This is a genomic window from Streptomyces sp. NPDC017676 (assembly GCF_044329325.1).
GTDB lineage: Bacteria > Actinomycetota > Actinomycetes > Streptomycetales > Streptomycetaceae > Streptomyces.
Genome location: NZ_JBIRJA010000004.1, coordinates 463484 through 483482, shown reverse-complemented (window position 1 = coordinate 483482; position 19999 = coordinate 463484). Strand labels below are relative to the sequence as shown.

Here is a 19999-nt window from a genome sequence, read left to right as displayed (position 1 = left end):
CGTGGCCCGTACCGGGTGGCGCGCCGGCGCGGGGCCCCGCGGGGCCGGACGTTCGTCACCGGCCTCCCCTGGCGTGCCGGGCGAGCTGGCGCAGGGCCTCGGCGAACTCCTCGGCCACCCGGCGCACGGTCGCGGTGTCGTGGACGCCGGGCCGGTGGTGCCAGGTGAAGGCGAGCCGGCCGTGCTGCACCGCGCCCACCACCTCCAGCAGGTGCGAGCCGGGGTCCCGGGGGTCGTGGTCCTGCCCGAGGGAGCCGTGTTCGGCGCGGACCAGGCCGCCCGACGCGGTCTCGGGGCGGGCGTCCCACTGGCCGAGGTAGTTGAACACCACCTGGCTGTGCGCACTGCCGCCGAGGCGTTCGCGGACCTCGGGCGGGCCGAAGGTGCGCAGCGCGCCGAAGCCGATGCCGTTGCCGGGTACGGCGCGCAGCTGGCGGCGCACCGACTTCACCAGGGACCGCCAGTCGCGGTCGGGCCCGAGGTCGCCGGGGTCGGGCACCTGGACGGCGACCGGGTAGACGGTGGTGAACCAGCCGACGGTGCGGGACAGGTCGACGCCGTCGAGCAGGTCCTCGCGGCCGTGGCCCTCCAGGTCCAGGCGGACCCGGTCGCGTCCGGTCCAGCGGGCCAGCGCCAGGGTGAGGGCGGCGAGCAGCACGTCGTTGACCCGGGTGCGGTAGGCGGTGGGTGCCGAGCGCAGCAGGGCCGTGGTGTCCTCCTCGCCCAGTTCCACGCTCACCGTGGCGGCCGGTCCGGCGACGCGGGGCGCGGGTGGCGCGGGTTCGGTGTCCACCGCCCGTTCCCAGTACGGCAGTTCGTGGTCGAGGCCGCCCTCGGCGACGTACGCGGCGAGTCCGCGCGACCACGCGCGGAAGCTGGTGCCGCGCTCCCCCGGCGTGACCGGTCCCCCCTCAAGCGCCTGCCGGTAGGCGGTCTCCAGGTCGTCGCGCAGGATGCGCCAGGAGACGGCGTCCACGACCAGGTGGTGGGCGACGAGGAGGAGGAAGGCGGACCGGTCCGGCTCCCCGGTGAACAGGGCCGCGCGCAGTTGCGGGCCCCGGGCGAGGTCGAAGCTCGCGTGCAGTTCGTCGGCGGCCTTCGCCATGGCCGCGTCGGCCTCCTCGGCGGGCAGCCCGGTCAGGTCGTACCGGACGAGGATGCCGGGGCCGGCGGCGGGCGGCGGGTTGAACTGGTGCCAGCCGTCCGTGTCCCGGGTGAACCGCATGCGCAGCGCGTCGTGGTGCTCCAGCAGCGCGTCCAGGGCGGCATGCAGCGCCCGCGGGTCGGGGGTGCCGTCGAGTTCCAGCAGCGTCGACTGGTTGAAGTGGTGGTGGGCGGCGCGCGGGGTGGTCAGGAACCACTCCTGGATCGGGGTGAGCGGCACCTCGCCGGTGACCGGGCCGTCCCCGGACCGCCGGGGCGCGGCGCGGACCACGGTGGCGAGTTCGGCCACGGTCTGGTGCGTGAACAGGTCGCGCGTGGCCACGTGCAGGCCGTCGCGGCGCAGCCGGGAGACGACCTGCATGCTCAGGATGGAGTCGCCGCCGAGCGCGAAGAAGTTGTCGTCGGCGCCGACCTCCGCGATGCCCAGCACATCGGCCCAGATGCGGGCGATCCGCCGTTCGGTGTCGGTGCGTGGCGCGGTCCGTGGGCCGTCCGCGGCCTGCGCGGGCCCGGGTTCGGGCAGGGCACGCCGGTCCGTCTTGCCGTTCGGGGTGAGCGGCAGCCGGTCGAGCGGTACGAAGACGGACGGCACCATGTGCGGGGGCAGCGATCCGGCCAGGTGCAGCCGCAACTCACCGACGGGCAGCCGTACTTCAGCGACTGGCGCACCGGCGGCCGACGGATCCGTGGCAGCCCCCTCCGCCGGAACCACGTAGGCGACCAGCCGGGCCGGCGCGTCCGGTGTCTCCCCCGCGCGTACGGCCACGACCGCGTCCCGCACCAGCGGGCTGCGCCGCAGCGCGCTCTCTATCTCGCCGGGTTCGATGCGGAAGCCGCGCAGCTTGACCTGGTCGTCGGCGCGTCCGGCGAACCGGAGCCGGCCGTCGGCGGTCCAGCGGACCAGGTCTCCGGTGCGGTACATCCGCTCCCCCGGCGCGCCGAACGGGTCGGCGACGAACCGCTGGGCGGTGAGTCCCGGCCGGCCCAGGTAGCCGCGGGCGAGTCCGGGCCCGGCGAGGTACAGCTCCCCGGTCACGCCGGGCGGTACGGGACGCAGGGCGGCGTCCAGCACGCGGACGCGGATGCCGCCGGCGGGGCGGCCGATGGGCGGGGCGCCGGCGCCGGGGGTGAGCGGGCCGGTCCAGGTGGCGACGACGGTGGCCTCGGTCGGCCCGTAGGAGTTGATCATCCGGCGGCCGGGGGCCCAGGTGTCGACCAGGTCGGCCGGGCAGGCCTCGGCGCCCACGATGAGCGTGCGCAGGTGGGGCAGGGCGGCGGCGGTCTCCGGCGGGAGGGTGGCCAGCGCGGCCGGGGGGATCAGGGTGTGGCTGACGCGCCGTTCGGCGAGCACCTCCGCCAGCCGCTCGCCGACCAGTGGCCCCTCCTCGCCGGTGACCAGCGCGGCCCCGCTGAGCAGGGAGACGCACAGCTCCAGCACGGAGGCGTCGAAGCTGGGCGAGGCGAACTGCAGGATCCGGTCGCCGGGGCCCGCCGCGTACTGTTCGGCGGCCGCCGCGGCGAAGGAGGCGAGGCCGCGGTGGGTAACCACGACGCCCTTGGGGGTGCCGGTGGAACCGGAGGTGTAGATGACGTAGGCGGGGTGGGCGGGGGCGAGGGGCGCGGTGCGGTCGGTGTCCGTGGGTGCCGTGTCCGGCCCGTCGGCGGCCCACACCTCGTCCGGGTCGCCGAGGAGCAGGTGGGCGCCGGCGTCCCTGATCATGAACTCCCGGCGCCGCGGCGGGTAGTCGGGGTCCACGGGCAGGAAGGCGCCGCCGGCCTTGGCGACGGCGAGCTGGGCCACGACCGTCGCCGCCGAGCGGGGCAGCGCCAGGGCGACCACGCTTTCCGGTCCGACGCCGTCCCGCACGAGCCGGTGGGCCAGCCGGTTGGCCGCCCGGTCCACCTGCGCGTAGGTCAGCTCGCGGTCGCCGTCGATCAGCGCGACCGCGTCCGGGGTACGGGCCGCCTGCCGCTCGAACAGGGCGGGCAGGGTCGCCTCGGGCACCGGGCGGAAGGTGCCGCGGCCCTGGTCCAGCAGGGTCTTCAGCTCGTCGTCGGAGGTCAGCGGCAGGGCACCGAGCGGACGGTCGGGGTCCTCGGCGACGGCGTGCAACAGGGTGCCGAGCTGTCCGGCCATCCGGTCGGCGGTGGCCGGGTCGAACAGGTCGGTGTTGTAGGTGAGCAGGCCGTGCAGGGCTCCGTCGCCGGTCTCGGCGAACTCCAGGGTGAGGTCGAACGCGGCCTGCTCGGACTCCGGTTCGACGTCGGTGACGTCCAGGCCGGGCAGGTCGAGACCGGCGGCCGGGGTGTTCTGGAGGACGACCATGACCTGGAAGAGGGGACTGCGGCTGGTGTCGCGGACCGGGTCCACCTCGTCCACGACCCGTTCGAACGGCACGTCCTGGTGGGCGAAGGCGTCGAGGACGGTCTGCCGTACGGCGGTGAGGAACCCGGTGAAGGGCTCCTCGCCCCCGGCCCGCGAGCGCAGCACCAGGGTGTTCACGAAGAATCCGACGAGGCCTTGCGTCTCGGGCCGGTCGCGGCCGGAGGTGACGGTGCCGACGGCGATGTCCTCGGCGCCGGAGAGCCGGGCGAGGTAGGCCTGGGCGGCGGCGACGAGCGTGGTGAACAGGGTGGTGCCGTGGTCCCGGGCGAGCCGGGTCAGCCGCCGGACGGTCCGGGCGGGCACCACCAGCCGGGTGGTCGCACCGGCGCTGGTCCGCACCGGCGGCCGGGGCCGGTCGGTGGGCAGTTCCAGCGGTGCCGTGCCGGCCAGTTGCCGTTTCCAGTAGGCGAGGTGCTCGTCAGCGCCGGTGTCCCCGGTGCCGCGCTGCCAGCGGGCGTAGTCGGCGTACTGCACGGGAAGGGGCGGCAACTCGCCTTGAGCAGCGCCGAGTTCGGCGCGGTAGAGGTGGGCGAGGTCGCCGAGCAGGACGGAGGAGGACCAGCCGTCGGTGACGATGTGGTGCAGGGTGATCGTGAGGACGTGGTCGTGCGCGGCCAGCCGGATCAGGCCGGTGCGCAGCAGCGGGCCCTCCCGCAGGTCGAAGGGGCGGGAGCGCTCCTCGGCGAGCAGCCCGCGCAGGGCGGACTCCGGGTCGGCGGCCCGGGACAGGTCGCGCACGGGCAGCGGCACGTCGTGGGGCGGGTGGACGCGCTGGACGCCGTGCCCGTCGACGCTGTCGAAGGTGGTGCGCAGCGACTCGTGCCGGGCCACCAGGGCGGTCAGGGCCGCGCGGAGGGCGCCGGTGTCCAGATCGCCGCGCAGCCGGAGGGCGAGCGCGGTCACGTACTCGGCGCCACCCGGCGCGAACTCCTCCAGGAACCACAGGCGTTGCTGGGCGTACGACATCGGAGCGGCCCCGTCCCGGCCGGCCGGGACGATCGCCGACCGGCCGGTGCCCTGCCGGGCGTCGAGCAGCCGGGCCAGTCCCGCCGGGGTGGGGTGGGTGAACACCGCGCGCGGGGTGACGTCGGTGTCGAAGGTCTCGGCGAGGCGGGAGGCGAGCCGGATGCTGAGGATCGAGTCGCCGCCGAGCTGGAAGAAGTCGTCCTCCACGCCGGGCGGTTCACTGCCCAGCACCTCGCCGAAGACGGCCGCCGTGCGGCGCTCGGCCTCGGTGCGGGGCTCGACCCGGGCGCGCCCCGGCAGGGCTTCCGGCGCGGGCAGGGCCGCCCGGTCGACCTTGCCGTTGCGGCTGAGCGGGAGGGCGGCCAGCGGGACGACGGCACCGGGGACGAGGTAGTCGGGCAGGGTGCGGGCGGCGAAGTCCCGCAGGTCCTCGGCGTCCTGGCCGGCCGGTCCGACGACGTACGCGACGAGCCGTTTGGCGCCGGGCCGGTCCTCGCGGGCCACGACGGCCACGTCCACGACACCCGGGTGGGCGGCGAGGGCGGCCTCGACCTCGCCGGGCTCCACCCGGAAGCCCCGGATCTTCACCTGGTCGTCGGCGCGGCCCAGGAACTCGACGGTGCCGTCCGGGCGCCGCCGGGCCAGGTCGCCGGTGCGGTACATCCGGGCGCCGGGCGGGCCGGAGGGGTCGGCGAGGAAGCGGGCGGCGGTGTCGCCGGGGCGGCCCAGGTAGCCGCGGGCGACACCCTCGCCGGCCACGTACAGCTCGCCGGGGCAGCCGGGCGGTACGGGGCGCAGCCGGGCGTCGAGGACGTGCACCCGCATGTCGTCGAGCGGGTGCCCGATGGGGACGGTGCCGGGCACGGCCGCCGGGTCGGTGAGGGCGCAGGAGGTCGCGAAGGTGGTCGTCTCGGTGGGGCCGTAGCCGTCCACGACGGTCAGGCCGGGGCAGGCGGCCAGCACCCGGCGCACGGCCTGGGCGGGGACGACGTCGCCCCCGGTCCACACCTGCGCCAGGCCCCGGAAGCAGTCGGGGGCGTCCTGTGCCAGCAGCCGGAACAGTCCGGCGGTCAGCCACAGCGCCGTCAGCTCGCCGTCGCCGGCCAGCCGGCGCACCAGGGCCGCGTCCACGCCGGCGCCCGGGGCCACGACCACGCAGCCGCCGTTCAGCAGCGGCGCCCACACCTCGAAGGTGGCGGCGTCGAACGCCACCGGGGAGTGCAGCAGCACGCGCGCGCACACCCCGTCGGCGAACCGGCTGTCGGTGGCGAGCGCCGCCACGTCCCGGTGCCGTACGGCGACCGCCTTGGGCAGGCCGGTGGAGCCGGAGGTGAACATCACGTACGCCAGCCGGTCGGGGTCGGCGGCCGGTGTGCGCCCGTGCCCGGTGCGGGCGGCGGTCACCTCGGCGGCACCGTGCCCGGCGCCGGCGCAGGCGGCGGTCACCTCGGCCGCGGTGAGCCGGACGGTCGCGCCCGCCTGGGCGAGCAGGGTGCGGCGGCGCTCCTCGGGCGCCCGGGTGTCGACGGGGACGTAGGCGCCGCCGGCCATGAGCACGGCGAGCTGGGCGACGACGAGTTCGGCGGAGCGGTCCATCAGCAGCGCCACCCGGTCCTCGGCCGCCAGCCCGCCGGCCACCAGCCGGGCCGCCAACGCGTCGGCCCAGCCGGCCAGTTGCCGGTAGGTGAGCTCGCGCTCGCCGTCGCGGACCGCGAGCGCGTCCGGGGTGCGGCGGGCCTGTTCGGCGAACAGGTCGACGGGGCTGCGCGGGGCGGCCGGGCGGGCGGTGGCGTTCCAGGCGGCCAGCAGGTCGCGGTCGGCCGGGGTGAGCAGGTCCAGGCCGGCCAGGTCGGTGTCGAAGCCGTCGGCGAGGGCGGTGAGCAGGGCGGCCAGCCGGTCGGCGGCGCGCTCGGCGGTCGCGGGGTCGAACAGGGCCGGGTCGTAGGCCAGGTCGAAGGCGAGCCGTTCGGCCAGGTGGGCACGGAGACACCAGGGGAAGGTGGTGGCGTCGTCGGCGCGCACCTCCTCGACACGGACGCCGGTGCGGGCCGTGGCCGACTCGTCCACGGGGTAGTTCTCGAACACCACCATGCTGTCGAACAGCGGCTCACCGGAGGGGACTTCACTGACGGCGTGGATGCGGGGCAGGGCGAGGAAGTCGAAACGGCGGGCGTCGCTCTGCTGGTCCTGGAGCCCGCGCAGCCACGGCAGGACCGGTCCGGCCGGGACGCGGACACGGGTGGGCACGGTGTTGATGAACATGCCGATCATGCCTTCGACGCCGGGCAGTTCGGCCGGGCGGCCGGACACCGTGGTGCCGAACACCACGTCGTCCCGGCCGCTGGAGCGGGCCAGCAGCAGCGCCCAGGCGCCCTCCACGACGGTGTTGACGGTGAGCCCGGCGCGGGCGGCGGTCTCCCGCAGCCGGCGCGACACCCGGGCGTCCAGTTCCTGGTGGACGGCGGCGGCGGAGCGGGCGCGGTGGGCCTCGGCGGGCGTGCGGTCGTACGGCAGCGGGGTGCGGGCGGTGAACCCGGCCAGGGCGTCGGCCCAGTACCGCTCGGCCGCCTGCTCGTCCTGCTCACGCAGCCAGTGCAGGAAGTCCGCGAAGGGCCGCCGCACCGGGGGTGCCTGGTCCGGGCCGCCGGTGAGGGCGGCGTAGCGTTCGCACACCTCGGTGAGGAGCTGCCCGGTGCTCCAGCCGTCCAGGACGATGTGGTGGGTCGACCAGAGCAGCAGCACCTCGTCGCCGGGCAGGGCGGCCAGGGTGAGGCGGGTCAGCGGTGCGGTGGTGAGGTCCATGCCCGCCGCGCGGTCCTCGGTGAGCAGCCGCTCGGTGGCCTCCGCGCGCCGCTCGGGTGTCAGCGCCCGCCAGTCGAGGTGGGTGACCGGCAGCTCGGCGCTCCGGTGGACCACCTGGACCGGGTGGGGCAGTCCCTGCCAGTGCACGCTGCTGCGCAGGGCCGGGGTGCGGTCGGCGACCTGCTGCCAGGCGGCGGCGAACGCGCGCGGGTCGGCCACCCCGGACAGGCGTACGGCCGTACGGTCGAAGTAGGCGTGCTCGGTGTCCACGAGGCCGTGGAAGAGCATGCCGGACTGGAGCGGGGTGAGCGGCAGGACGTCCTCGACCTGCCGGCCGGTGCCGACGAGCCGGTCCAGCTGGTCCTGGCGGAGCCCGGCGAGCGGGAAGTCGGAGGGGGTACGGCCGCCCGCTCCGGGACGGGCGCAGTGCGCCGCGATGTCCCGCAGGGCTCCGAGCGTCTCGTCGGCGAGCCGGCGGACCGTGGTCTCGTCGTAGATCTCCGCCGGGTAGGTCCAGCCGAGTTCGAGGCGGCCCCGCTGGACCACTCCGGTGACGTCCAGCAGGTAGGGGCGGGGTTCGTCCGGGTCGGTGTCCCGGCCGGCCGGGGGCAGGGAGCCGCGCAGCAGCCCGTCCGTGCCGTCCGCGTCCCACTGGCCGTGGTAGTTGAAGCCGATGCGCGGGGTGGGGGTGCCGGTGAGCGGGCTGTCGGGCAGCAGGTGGCGCAGGGCGCCGTGGCTCAGGCCGTGCAGCGGCACCGCGCGGAGCTGTTCCTTGACCGAGCGGAGGGTGTCGTGCCAGCCGGCGTCCGGGTCGACGCGCAGGGCGAGCGGGAACTCGGCGGTGAACCAGCCGACGGTCCGCGCCAGGTCGACGTCCGCGAACAGGTCCTCCCGGCCGTGTCCCTCCACGCCGAGCAGGACGGTGTCGCGCCCGCACCAGCGGGCCAGGGTGCGGCCCAGGGCGCTGAGCAGGACGTCGTTGACCTGGGTGCGGTAGACCTCCGGGACCTGCCGCAGCAGGGCGTCGGTCGTCTCCGCGTCCAGCGTGACGGTGAGGGTGCCGGCGGTGCGGTGGGTGTTGCGGCCGGGCCGTCCGGCGGGCAGTTCGGCCGGTGCCGCGGCGGTGCCCGTCCAGTACGGCAGGTCCGCGTCCAGGGCGCCGGAGCGGGTGTGCCGGTCGAGCCGGGCGGCCCAGGCGCCGTAGGAGGTGCCCGTGGCGGGCAGTTCGAAGGGCCGGCCGGCCGCGGCCGCAGCGTGGGCCGTCTCCAGGTCGGCGAGCAGGATGCGCCAGGACACCCCGTCGATCACCAAGTGGTGTGCGGTGATCACGAGTTGGCCCTGCCGCCGGGGACCCCGGTCGAAGAAGAGGACGCGGACGACCCGGCCCTCGACGGGGTCGAGCGCGGCCTGCGCCTCCTCCGTGAGCCGCTGGACCTCGCTCTCCAGTGCCGTGTCGTCCAGCCCGGCGACGTCGTGCCGGGTGAAGACGGCGTCCGGGGCCTCGGGCAGCACCTCCTGGCGCCAGCCGTCGGCCGTGCGGCGGAAGCGGGTACGCAGGGCGGCGTGGTGGCGGACGAGGGCGTCGGCAGCGGTGCGCAGCGCTTGCCCGTCCGCGCCGGCGGCGAGTTCCAGGCGCTGGGTCATGGTGAACCGGAGCCGCTGCCCGGGGTCGCGTCCGTCGAGGTACCAGTGCTGGATCGGGGTCAGCGGTGCCTCGCCCGTCTCCTCGGCGACCCCATGGCTCGGCACCGACTCCCTGACGCGCAGGGCGAGTTCGGCGACCGTCTGATGACGGAAGACGTCCTTGGTGGTGAGGGCGAGGCCGGCCTGCCGGGCGCGGGAGACGATCTGGATGCTCAGGATGGAGTCACCGCCGAGCGTGAAGAAGTTGTCGCGGGCGCCGACCCGTTCGACGCCGAGCACGTCCGCCCAGATCGCGGCCAGGCGCTCCTCCGTGCCGGGCCGGGGCGTGACGTACGGGGTGGTGCTGTCGGGCTGAGCGGGCGGGGCGGGCAGGGCGCGCCGGTCGGTCTTGCCGCTGGTGGTGCGGGGGATGCGGGCCAGCGGGACGAACGCGGCGGGCACCATGTGGTCGGGCAGGGTACGGCGCAGGGCGAGGCGCAGGTCGTCGGCGGACGGCACCCGGCCGGCGGAGGGCACCACATAGCCGACGAGCACGGTGCGGCCGGCGTGTTCGCGCGCGGCGACGGCGGCGTCGGCGATGTCCGGGTGGTCCAGGAGGGCGGCCTCCACCTCGCCGGGCTCGATGCGGAACCCGCGGATCTTGACCTGTTCGTCCACCCGGCCCAGGAACTCCAGCAGCCCGTCCCGGTCCCAGCGGACCCGGTCCCCGGTGCGGTACATCCGCTCCCCCGGCGCCCCGAAAGGGTCGGCGAGGAAGCGGGCGGCGGTGAGGCCGGGCCGGTTCAGATAGCCGCGGGCGATCTGGGCCCCGGCCAGGTACAGCTCGCCGGGCACTCCGGGCGGCACCGGGCGCAGGGCGCCGTCGAGGACGTGGGCGCGCAGGTTGCCGCCGGGGCGTCCGATGACCGGGCGGTCGGGCCGGTCGGCGATACGGCCGTAGACGGCGTCGACGGTGCACTCGGTGGGGCCGTACATGTTGTACACGGTCACGCCCGACCGTCGTTCGGCCCGGACGAGTTCGCGCCAGTCGGCCGGGGTGACGGCCTCGCCGCCGATGAGCAGCAGGCGGGGGTGGTGGCGGCCGGGGGCGAGCAGGCCGGCGGCGGTCAGTTCGCGCAGGAAGGACGGGGTGACGTTCACCAGGTCGAGGCGGTGTCCGGCGACATGGGCGCAGAAGGCCTGCGGGTCCAGACGTACGTCCTCGTCGACGAGGTGGACCTCGTGGCCGAGGGCGAGGAGCAGCGGTCCTTCCCAGGAGGTGTCGAAGGAGAAGGAGGCGCTGAGCGCGGCCCGCAGCCGCCGCCCGCCGTCGGTGTGCGGGGCGAGCAGGCCGGCCCGGTGGTCGTGGCACAGGTTGACGAGCTGCCGGTGCTCGACGGCGACGCCCTTGGGGCGGCCGGTGGAGCCGGAGGTGTAGACGATGTACGCGGTGTGCCCGGGCAGCAGGGGCCTGACACGTTCGGCGTCGGCCGGGTCATGGGCGGGGAGCCGGTCCCAGGGCACCTCGCCGAGGTCGCTCAGCAGGGTGTGCGGCCGGGCGTCGGAGAGGAGGAAGTCCACTCGTTCCCCGGGGAGTCGGGGGTCCAGGCAGAGCAGGGTCGCGCCCGCCTTGAGGACCGCGAGCACCGCCACCACCAGGTCGGAGGTGCGCGGGAGCCGTACGGCGACGACGTCTTCGGGGCCCGCGCCCCGGGCGATGAGGTGGTGGGCCAGCCGGTTGGCGCGCTCGTTCAGCGCGGCGAAGTCCAGTGTGGTGTCGCGGGCCACCAGGGCGGTGTGGTGCGGGGTGCGGGCGGCCCGGTCCTCGAAGAGGGCGGGGAAGGTGGTGTCCGGCTCGGGCAGCCGGGCGCCCTGCCCGTACCGCAGCACCTGGTGCCGTTCGTCGTCGGTCATCAGCGGCAGCCGGCCCACGGCCGGCTCGGGGTCCCCGGCGGCGGCCTCCAGCAGGACGCGCAGCCGGGCGGCCAGGCGTTCGGCGGTGTCGGCGTCGAAGAGCCCGGTGTTGTACTCCAGGTAGCCGGTGAGTCCGCCGTCGGTCTCCGTGAAGTCGAAGGCGAGGTCGAAGGTGGCGTTGCGGACCGGCGGCAGCACCGGCTCCACCGCCAGGCCGGGCAGCCGGGGCGGCTCGGCGCCGAGGTTGTGCAGGGCGACCATGACCTGGAACAGCGGGGTGCGGCTGGTGTCCCGCTCGGGCTGGAGGGCGTCCACCACGCGTTCGAAGGGCACCTCCTGGTGGGCGAACGCCTCCAGGACGGTGTCGCGGACCTCGGTCAGCAGCTGCCGGAAGGGCAGGTCGGGGCGGACCCGGGCGCGCAGCACGAGCGTGTTGACGAACATGCCGACCACGTCGTGCAGTTCGGGCCGTTCCCGGCCGGCGGTGACCGTGCCGACGGTGACGTCCTCCTGGCCGGCCCAGCGGGCGAGCAGGACCTGGCAGGCGGCCACGAGTGTCATGTAGAGGGTGGCGTCGGCCTCCCGGCCCCGCTCGCGCAGCCGCTCGGTCAGCGCGGCGGGCAGGGTGAAGGTCACCAGGGCGCCGTCGCGGGTGCGGACGGCCGGGCGCGGCCGGTCCGTGGGCAGTTCCAGCGGGGTCACACCGTCCAGTGCGGTGCGCCAGAAGTCCAGTTCGGCCTCGGTCCGCTCGGCGCGGGCGCGCTGCCAGGAGGCGTAGTCGGCGTAGCGGACCGGCAGGGCCGGCAGGCCGGGACGGCGGTCCTCCAGGGCCGCCGCGTACAGTTCGCCCAGGTCCCGGGCCAGCACACCGGCGGACCAGCCGTCCGTGACAATGTGGTGCAGGGCGAGGACGAGGACGTGCTCGTCGGCGGCGCACCGGACCAGGCGGGCCCGGAACAGCGGCCCGGTGGCCAGGTCGAAGGGGGTGGCGGCCTCGCGCTCCAGGAGGGCGTCCAGGGCGCTGTCCGCGCCGGCGGTCTCCGCGAGGTCGTCGACCCGCAGGTCCACGGGGTGCGCCGGGCGGACCGACTGCCGGGCTTGGCCGTCCTGTTCGGTGAACGTGGTGCGCAGCGACTCGTGCCGGGCGACCAGCCCGTCCAGGGCGGTGCGCAGCGCGGCGCTGTCGAGCGTGCCGCGCAGCCGCAGCACGGACAGGGTCGTGTACTCGGTGCTGCCCGGCTCGAACCGGTCGAGGAACCACAGGCGTTGCTGGGCGTACGACAGGGGAGCCGGGGTGTCCGGGTCGGTGGCCGGGATGGTGTCCGCGGTGCTGCCGTGGCGGGGCTCGCCCAGCGCCGCCGCGAGGGCGGACAGCGTGGAGTGGCTGAACAGCAGCCGGGGCGAGACGTCCGTGCCGAAGGCCGCGCGCAGCCGGGAGGTCACGCGGACGGCCAGGATGGAGTCGCCGCCGAGGGCGAAGAAGTCGTCGTCGGCGCCGACCTCCCCGGCGTCCAGGACGTCCGCCCACGCGGCGGCGACCAGCCGCTCGGCCGGGGTGCGCGGCGGGGTCCGGGTGCCGTCGGCGGCGAAGCCGTCGGGGCCGGGCGCGGGCAGGGCGCGCCGGTCGAGCTTGCCGTTGACGGTGAGCGGGAGCGCGGCCATCGGCACGTACGCGGCCGGAACCATGTGGGCCGGCAGCAACGCCTCCAGATGTGCGCGGAGTTCGGCGGCGGGCGGCGGCGGTACGGCGCGGTCGCCGCTGCCGGTGCCGACGACGTGGGCGACGAGCCGGCGGGTCCCGGCGGAGTCCTCGTACACGCCTACGGTGGCCGCGCCCACGCCGGGATGGCGGTGCAGGGCGGCCTCGATCTCCCCGGGCTCGATGCGGTAGCCGCGGATCTTCACCTGCTGGTCGGCGCGGCCCAGGTACTCCAGGGTGCCGTCGGCCCGCCAGCGGGCCCGGTCGCCGGTGCGGTACATGCGGGTGCCGGGCCGGCCGAACGGGTCGGCGGGGAAGCGGGTCGCGGTGAGGCCGGGCCGGTTGAGGTAGCCGCGGGCCAGACCCTCGCCGGCGACGAACAGCTCACCGACGGCGCCGGGCGGCACCGGCCGCAGCGCGTCGTCGAGGACGTACAGCCGCAGGTCGGGGATGCCGGTGCCGATGGGGCTCGCGGTGCCGGCTTGGGCCGCCCGGTGGTCCAGCGCGGCGTGGGTGACGTGCACGGTGGTCTCGGTGATGCCGTACATGTTCACCAGCCGGGGCGCGGTGTCCGGGTGGCGGGCGTACCAGTCGGCGAGCCGGGCCACGTCCAGGGCCTCGCCGCCGAAGACCACCGTGCGCAGCGCCAGCCGGGCGCCGACGTCGGGCAGTTCGGCGTCGGCGCGGATCAGCGGGTAGAAGGCGGACGGGGTCTGGTTGAGCACGGTGACCTGTTCGTCGGCGAGCAGGCGCAGGAAGTCCTCCGGGGAGCGGGCGGTGTCCTCGGGGACGATGACGAGCCGTCCGCCGTGCAGCAGCGGGCCCCACAGCTCCCACACCGAGAAGTCGAAGGCGTAGGAGTGGAACAGGGTCCACACGTCGTCGGGGCCGAAGCCGAACCAGGGGCGGGTGCGGGTGAACAGCCGGACCACGTTGGCGTGCGGGACGACGACGCCCTTGGGCCGGCCGGTGGAGCCGGAGGTGTAGATGGCGTACGCGGGGCTCTCGGGCAGCGCGCGGCGGACCGGGCCGGTGGCCGGGCGGCGGGCCAGGTCGGCCCGGACGCCGGGGTCGTCCAGCCGCAGGACCGGCACGGCCGTGTCGACGGCGGCCCCGGTGGTGGTCACCAGCGTCACCGGGTCGGCGTCGGCGAGCAGGTCCCGGACGCGTTCGGCGGGCAGCGCGGGATCGATGGGCAGGTAGGCGGCGCCGGTCTTGAGGACGGCGAGGACGGCCACGACGAGGTCGGTGGAGCGGGGCAGCGCGAGCGCCACGAACGTCTCCGGTCCGGCGCCGAGTCCGGCGAGCCGGTGGGCGAGCCGGCCGGAGCGGTCGTCCAGGGTGGCGTAGTCGAGCCGGTCGTCACCGCAGGCGACGGCCTCGGCGTGGGGGGTGCGGGCGGCCTGGGCGGCGAAGAGGGCGTCCAGGGTGTCGGTGGGCCGGCCCTCCTCGGTGCCGTTCCACTCGACCAGCATCCGGCGCCGCTCCTCGGCGGTCGTCCAGACGAGCGCGCGCACGGGCCGGTCCGGGTCGTCGGCCAGCTCGGTGAGCAGCAGGCACAGCCGGTCGGCGAGGGCGCGCACGGTCGTGGCGTCGAACAGCTCGGGGTCGTAGGCGAGGTCGAAGCCGAACCGCTCGCCCTGGTAGGCGCGCAGCACGAGGGCGTAGTTGGTGGCGTCGCGGGCGGAGACGTCCGCCAGGCGTATCCCGGAGCCGGCCGAACGGGCCTGGTCGAAGGGGTAGTTCTCGAACGCCACCATGCTGTCGAACAGCGGGCTGCCGGCGGGCACGTCGCTCAGCGAGGTCAGCTCGGCGAGGGACACCGCCGCGTACCGCCGTGCCTCGGCCTGCGCCTCCTGCAGCTCCCGCAGCCAGGCGGCGGCGGTCCGGCCGCCGTCCACGCGGACGCGGGTGGGCAGGGTGTTGATGAACATGCCGACCATCGACTCGACGCCGGGCAGGTCGTCGGGGCGTCCGGAGACGGTGGTCCCGAACAGCACGTCCCGCTCGGCGCTGTGGCGGGACAGCAGCAGCGCCCAGGCGCCCTGCACCACCGTGCCGAGGGTGAGACCGGCCGCGCGGGCGGTGCGTGCCAGCCGGGCCGAGACCTCCTCGGGGAGCCCGGCCATGTGCACACCGGCGGAACGGGTCTCGTGGCCGGGGCGGCGGACGCGGTCGACGGGCAGCGGGGTGGGGGTGGCGAACCCGGTGAGGACGGTCCGCCAGTGGGCGTGCGCGGCCTCGGTGTCCTGGCCGGCCAGCCAGCGCACGTAGTCGGCGAACGGCCGCCGTACCGGGGGCCGCTGCTCGGTGCCGGTGGTGAGCGCCGTGTACTCCTCGAAGACGTCGGTGAGCACCTGGGCCAGGCTCCAGCCGTCCAGGATCAGATGGTGGGAGGTCCACAGCAACTGGAGCCGGTCCTCGGGCAGCCGGACGAGGGTGAGCCTCATCAGGGGGGCCGTGCCGAGGTCCAGGCCGCGCGCGAGGTCGTCGGCGCGCAGCCGGTCCAGTCGCTCGGCCCGCTCCCCCGCGTCCAGGTCCCGCCAGTCCACCTGTTCCACGGGCACGGTGACACGGCGGTGCACGACCTGGAGCGGCACCGGCACGTCCTCCCACACCACGGAGGTGCGCAGGGCGGGGGTGCGGTCGGTCACGCGCTGCCAGGCCAGGGCGAGGGCGTCGGGGTCGCTCACCCCGTCGAGCAGCAGTGCGGCCTGGTCGAGGTACACGTCGTCCGGGCCGCCGACCAGCCGGTGGAAGAGCATGCCCTCCTGGAGCGGGGTGAGCGGCAGCAGGTCCTCCACGTCCCGGCCGTCGCCGGCCAGACGGTCCACGCCGGCCTGGTCCAGGCGGGCCAGCGGGAAGTCGGAGGGGGTACGGCCGCCCGCGCCGGGCCGGGCGCAGTGCTCGGCGATGGCGGCGAGCGCCCCCACCATGCCGTCGGCCAGCCGCCGCACGGTGCCGGCCCGGTGCACCTGGTCGCTGTAGTGCCAGGTGATCTCCAGTTCGCCGTCGGCCACCAGGGCGGAGACGTCCAGGAGGTGGTCCAGCGGCGCGCCGGGGTCCATGTCCCGGCCGGGCACGTCGGCGACGGGCGCGAAGTCCCCGCCCGCGGGCGCCTCCCACTGACCGTGGTAGGTGAAGCACACCTGGGGCAGCGGGAGTTGACCGAGGGCTCTCGCCTCGGGCCGGGGCGAGCCGAGGTGGCCCAGGGCCTGGTAGCCCAGACCGCGGCGGGGCACGGCGCGCAGCCGCTCCTTGACGGCCTTGAGCGTGGCCCCCCAGTCGGCCGGACCCGCCGGGGTCAGGGTGACCGGGTACTGGGTGGTGAACCAGCCGACCGTGCGCGACAGATCGGCGCCCTCGGTCAGTTCCTCCTCCCGGCCGTGGCCCTCCAGGGCGACGGTCACCCGGTCCGTGCCCGTCCAGTCGGCCAGCACCCGGGCCAGCGCGCTGAGCAGCACGTCGTTGACCTGGGTGCGGTAGGCGCCCGGCACCCGCCGCAGCAGCGCCTCGGTGGTGGCACGGTCCACCCGGGTCCGGACGGTGCGTACGGACCCGGCGACCGGGGTGCCGGGGAGGTCGACGGGGAGCGGGGTGCGCGGCGGCGCGGTCTCCTCCGTCCAGTGGGGCAGGTCGTCGTCCAGGTCGCCGTCCCGCACCCGCTCGGCCAGGTCGCGCGCCCAGTCGGCGAACGGGGTCTGCTCGGGCTCCAGCCGGGGTTCCGCGCCTGCCACGGCCTGCCGGTAGGCCTGTGCCAGGTCGGTGAGCAGCACCCGCCAGGAGACGCTGTCGACGGCCAGGTGGTGAGCGGTGAGGAACAGCCGCGGGCGTTCCCCGCCGGTGAGCAGGGCCGCGCGCAGCAGGGTTCCGGTGGCCGGGTCCAGGGCGGCGCGGGCGGCGTCGGCGGCCTCGGCGGGCGGGGTGCCGGGGCCGTACCGGGTCAGCAGTCCGGTGGCCGGGCCGGTGCCGGGGTGCTGCCGCCAGGTGTCCCCGGTGCGGGTGAAACGGGCGCGCAGGGAGGGGTGTGCGTCCACCACGGCGTCCAGCGCCCGTTCGAGTGCCCGCTCGTGGAGGTCGTGGGGCAGGTCGAGCAGCATCGACATGCTGAAGTGCCGCAGCGGTCCGTGCGTGGCGAGGAACCACTCCTGGACCGGGGTGAGCGGAGCGGGCCCGTCCTCCTGCGGGCGCCGGGGCGCGGGCAGGCCGGTGGTGCGCAGGGCCGCGGCGGCGGCCAGGTCGGCGACCGTCTGGTGCCGGAAGACGTCCTGCGAGCCGATCCTCAGGCCCGCCGCGCGGGCCCGGGAGACGGCCTGGATGCTCAGGATCGAGTCTCCGCCCAGCTCGAAGAAGTTGTCCGTGACGCCGACCCGGTCCACGCCGAGCACCTCGGCCCAGATGGCGGACAGGGTCTCCTCGTCGGGGGTGCGCGGGGCGACGAACTCCCGCTCGCCGGCGGTGATGCCGGGCGCGGGCAGGGCTCGGCGGTCCAGCTTGCCGCTGGTGGTCAGCGGCAGCGCGTCCAGCGGGGTGAAGGAGGACGGCACCAGCGCGTCGGGCAGCACCCGGCGCAGGGCAGCGCGCAGGTCGGCGGGGGCGGGCCGGGGCGCGCCGGGCGCGGGGACGACGTAGGCGGCGAGCCGGGTGTGGCCGTGCGCGTCCGGTACGGCGGCGACCGCGGCGGCGGCGAGGCCGGGCAGCGCGAGCAGGGCGGCCTCGATCTCGCCGGGCTCGATGCGGTGGCCGCGCACCTTGACCTGGTCGTCGGCGCGTCCGAGGTAGTCCAGGCGGCCGTCGGGGGTCCAGCGGGCCAGGTCGCCGGTGCGGTACATGCGGGTGCCGGGCGGCCCGTAGGGGTCGGCGGGGAAGCGGGCGGCGGTCAGACCGGGGCGGCCGGTGTAGCCCCGGGCGAGCTGGGGGCCCGCGAGGTACAGTTCGCCGCCGACACCGGGCGGCACCGGCTGGAGCCGGTCGTCCAGCACATAGGCCCGCACCCCGGGCAGGGGGCGGCCGACCAGGGGGCGGTCGCCGTCGATGCGGCAGGACAGCGCGTCGACCGTGCACTCGGTGGGGCCGTAGAAGTTGTGGGCGGTCACGTAGGGGTGGGCGGCAAGCTCCCGCCAGAGCGCGGGCCCGACCGCCTCGCCGCCGAGCATGAGGACCCGGGGGCGGTGCCGGGGGTCGGTGAGCAGCCCGGCCGGCAGCAGCTGTCTCAGGTAGGAGGGCGTGACGTCGAGGAAGTCGACGCGGTGCTCGACCACGTACGCGACCAGGGCGGCCGGGTCCATCCGGGTCGTCTCGTCGACCAGGTGCAGCGGGTGGCCGTCGGCCATCAGCAGCACGCCTTCGAGGGAGGTGTCGAAGGAGAAGGACGCGGTGAGCGCGACCCGCAGCGGGCCGCCGCCCGCCTCGGCGACGAACCCGGCGCGGTGCGCGGCCAGCAGGTGTACCGCCGAACGGTGGGACACGGCGACGCCCTTGGGGCGGCCGGTGGAGCCGGAGGTGTGGATGACGTACGCGAGGTGGCCGGGGTCCAGCGGGGCGCGCCGGTCGGCGTCGGTGGGGTCGGTGTCCGGGGCGGTCGCGGGTACGGCGCGCAGGGCGGTCTCGTCCAGGACCAGGGCCGGGCGGGTGTCGTCCAGCAGGAACCGGACGCGCTCCTCGGGCAGGGCCGGGTCCAGCGGCAGGTAGCCGGCGCCCGCCTTCCAGACGGCGAGGATCGCGGTGATCATGTCGGCGGTGCGCGGCAGCCGCAGCGCGACCAGCCGCTCGGGGCCGGCGCCGAGCGCGATGAGGTGGTGGGCGAGCCGGTTGGCACGGGCGTTGAGGGTGGCGTAGTCCAGCCGTTCGCCGCCCGCGACGAGGGCGAGGGCGTCGGGGGTGCGGGCCGCGCGGCGCTCGAAGACCTCCGGGTGGGTGGTGTCGTCCACGGGGTGGTGGGGGCCGGTGCTCCAGTCGTGGACGACACGCCGTATCTCCTCCCCGGACAGCAGGGGCAGGCTGCCCAGCGGGCGGTCCGGGGCCTCGGCGGCGCCCTCCAGCAGGCGCAGCAGCTGTGCGGCCAGGCGCTCGGCCGTGACCGGGTCGAACAGGTCGGTGCGGTACTCCAGCAGACCGGTCAGACCCGCGCCGTCCGGCACGAACTCGATGCTCAGGTCGAAGGTGGCCGCTTGCCGGGGCACGGTGACCGGGGTGGTGGCGAGGCCGCGCGGGGCGGTCGCGGCGGGCGGGTCGGGATGCAGCAGGACCATCACGTCGAACAGCGGGTTGCGGCCCGCCTCGCGGGGTGCGCCGACCGCCTCCACGATCCGCTCGAACGGCGTGTCGCCGTGTGCGAAGGCGTCGTTGACCGTGTCGGCCGTCTTCGGGAGCAGGTCGCGGAAGGAGCCGGAGGCGTCCACCGGGGTGCGCAGGACGACGGTGTTCACGAAGAACCCGACGGCCCGTTCGAGGTCGGTGCGGGACCGGCCGGGGGTGAGGGAGCCGACGGTGATGTCGTCCTGGCCCGACCAGCGGGCCAGCAGTGCCTGGGTGGCGGCCACCAGGGCGGTGTGGAGGGTGCTGTGCTGCTCTGCGGCGAGGTCGCGCAGCCGCGCGGTGAGGGCGGCGGGGACGGTGAACGTGTGGACGGCGCCCTCGCCCGCCTCCTCGCCGCGCCGGGGCCGGTCCAGGGGCAGCTCCGGCGCCACCGCCCCATCCAACTGCCGCTTCCAGTGGGCGAGATGGCGTTCGAGGCGGGGCCCGGAGAGCTGTTCGCGCTGCCACACCGCGAAGTCCGGGTACTGCGTGGCCACCGGGGGCAGGTCCGGTCGGGCGCCCCGCGCGAGGGCGTCGTGGGCGGTGCACAGCTCGTCCAGGACCACGCCCATCGACCAGCCGTCCGTGACGATGTGGTGGGCGGTCAGCAGCAGGACGTGCGAGGTCGCCGACTCGCGCAGCAGCAGGGCGCGCAGCAGCGGCCCGTGGCGCAGGTCGAAGGGGCGGGAGTACTCCGCGAGGAGGTCCGCGTCCAGGTCGCGGGCGTCCCGTACCGGCAGCGGCACCGGGCCCGCCGGACGCACCCGTTGCACCGGCCGGCCGTCGGTCTCCTCGAACGTGGTGCGCAGGGCCTCGTGCCGGGCGACCACGACGGCGAGCGCCTCGCCCAGCGCCGTGTGGTCGAGGGCGCCGGTGAGGCGGACGGCGACCGCGCTGTTGTAGCGGGCGTCGCCGGGGCGCAGCCGGTCCAGGAACCACAGCCGCTGCTGCGCGAACGACAGCGGCAGGGGACGGTCCCGGTCGGCGCGCGGGATGCCCTGGCGGGCGGCCGGGGCCGCGCCGCCGGCCCGTCCGGCGAGCCGCCGCCGCAGCGCCTCCCGCAGTTCCTCGGGCAGCGCCTCGGCGCGGTCCCGCTTGGAGGGGCGCGGGGAGCCGGAGGGGTTCGAAGGGGTCGAAGACGTCATGGT

1 protein-coding gene is annotated in these 19999 nt (G+C 76.1%); it reads right to left on the bottom strand.

Annotated elements, in window-relative coordinates:
- Positions 1-55: 55 nt before the first annotated feature.
- Positions 56-19996: a non-ribosomal peptide synthase/polyketide synthase gene (locus ACH4LD_RS12095; RefSeq protein ID WP_398054088.1), complete on the bottom strand. Its 19941-nt coding sequence runs from the start codon at positions 19994-19996 to the stop codon at positions 56-58.
- Between the last annotated feature and the right edge of the window lie 3 nt (positions 19997-19999).

What these genes read in the sequence shown, in the direction of transcription:
- ACH4LD_RS12095 (WP_398054088.1), bottom strand. Translation starts at nt 19,996, where the DNA reads ATGACGTCTTCGACCCCTTCGAACCCCTCCGGCTCCCCGCGCCCCTCC.